The sequence below is a fragment of the Sphingomonas yabuuchiae genome (assembly GCF_001477495.1).
Classification (GTDB): Bacteria; Pseudomonadota; Alphaproteobacteria; order Sphingomonadales; family Sphingomonadaceae; genus Sphingomonas; species Sphingomonas yabuuchiae_A.
The window spans coordinates 1-1,129 of sequence record NZ_LDTF01000160.1 but is presented as its reverse complement, the minus strand read 5'-3'; the positions used below and the strand labels follow the sequence as shown (position 1 = coordinate 1,129).

Annotated in this window: 1 protein-coding gene; it reads left to right on the top strand. The window is 63.4% G+C overall.

All coding sequences use genetic code 11. From position 1 onward, the window contains the following. Nucleotides 1–170: 170 nt before the first annotated feature. The coding region (locus tag NS355_RS17840; protein WP_058746874.1) for a DEAD/DEAH box helicase at nt 171–1,129 on the top strand (959 nt) is incomplete at its 3' end.

Sequence of the window (1,129 nt, the reverse complement as noted above, 5' to 3'; positions counted from 1 at the left end):
CCCGCCTGCGGGAGGGGAGGAAGAAACGGAGAAGAAGACGGGAATTTCCACGACCGCCACCCCCTCCGCCATGTGGAAAACTTGACATTCGCCACCAAATCCGCAAGCGGCATAGGCTGCTGGGCGAGTGCGGGGCGATTCCCATTCCGCACCAAATTCCGGAAAATTGCATGAGCTTTGCCGATCTCGGCCTCTCCGACGAACTTCTCAAGACGGTCACCGACGCCGGCTATACCGAGCCGACGCCGATTCAGGCCTCCGCCATCCCCTCCGTGCTGATGATGCGCGACATCATCGGCATCGCGCAGACGGGCACGGGCAAGACCGCCGCCTTCGTGCTGCCGATGATCGATATCCTGGCGCATGGCCGCAGCCGGGCGCGGATGCCGCGCAGCCTGATCCTGGAGCCGACGCGCGAACTCGCCGCACAGGTCGCCGAGAATTTCGAGAAATACGGCGCCGGTCAGAAGCTCTCCATGGCGCTGCTGATCGGCGGCGTGTCGATGGGCGACCAGATCAAGGCGCTGGAAAAGGGCGTCGACGTGCTGATCGCGACGCCGGGCCGGTTGATGGACCTGTTCCAGCGCGGCAACATCCTGCTGACCGGCTGTTCGATGCTGGTCATCGACGAGGCGGACCGGATGCTCGACATGGGGTTCATCCCCGATATCGAGGAAATCTGCACCAAGCTGCCCAAGCAGCGCCAGACGCTGCTGTTTTCCGCGACCATGCCGCCGCCGATCAAGAAGCTGGCCGACAAGTTCCTGGAAAATCCCAAGACGATCGAGGTCGCGCGCCCCGCATCGACCAACACCAACATCGCCCAGTTCGTCGTGCCGGTCGCGCCCCAGTCGTTCGAGAAGCGCAAGCGCCTGCGCCAGTTGCTGGGCCAGGAAGAGGTTCGCAACGCGATCATCTTCTGCAACCGCAAGACGACGGTGCGCGAGTTGAACAAGTCGCTCAAGCAGCACGGCTTCCGCTCGGGCGAGATTCATGGCGATATGGAACAGCCGCAGCGCTTGGCCGAGCTGGAGCTGTTCAAGCGCGGCGACATCAACATCCTGGTCGCCTCGGACGTCGCGGCGCGCGGGCTGGACATCAAGGGCGTCAGCCACGTCTTCAACTTCGA